Origin of the sequence: Terrisporobacter mayombei (assembly GCF_020748465.1) — a bacterium.
Taxonomy (GTDB): domain Bacteria; phylum Bacillota; class Clostridia; order Peptostreptococcales; family Peptostreptococcaceae; genus Terrisporobacter; species Terrisporobacter mayombei.
The window spans coordinates 1-469 of the sequence record NZ_JAHZMP010000191.1 but is presented as its reverse complement, the minus strand read 5'-3'; the positions used below and the strand labels follow the sequence as shown (position 1 = coordinate 469).

Sequence of the window (469 nt, the reverse complement as noted above, 5' to 3'; positions counted from 1 at the left end):
GCAGTCGACGGGCGGTGTGGTTGAGAAAACGCTTTCAACGTATTTGATGAAAGATGGGAAGTTGTGCGACAGTACGCAGATGAATGAAACAGGTGGTTACTGCCGCTGGGTTGCACAGATGATAACTTTTACCGCGTCGGGATGTGACAAGGCGGAAGTCTCGGTCACGCCAAATCGACACCCTATAACGGACAAACAGTTACACGATATGGTCGTGCTTGTTGATACCAGCAGTATGCAGCCAATCGATTCTACTTGCCGGTTCCAGTACATACTGAATGAGTTGTAGCCCTTAGATACACCAGGCAGGGGCATTCGCCCCTGCCATTACCCGTACCTGGCGCAACGCGCTCAACTCCTCAGGGCAACTCCGGCGGCAGCCACTCTTCGACTTCAATCAACACCAACAACGCCGCATCACCGCCATACTCTTTTGGTGCCTGATGAAAGGCCATCACATGCGGATGTT

Annotated in this window: 1 pseudogene; it reads left to right on the top strand. The window is 52.2% G+C overall.

Annotation, left to right across the window (positions count from 1 at the left end):
• Positions 1 to 289: pseudogene (gene yfcO / locus K0039_RS25190) on the top strand (fimbrial adhesin YfcO); the annotation flags it as partial.
• Positions 290 to 469 lie beyond the last annotated feature (180 nt).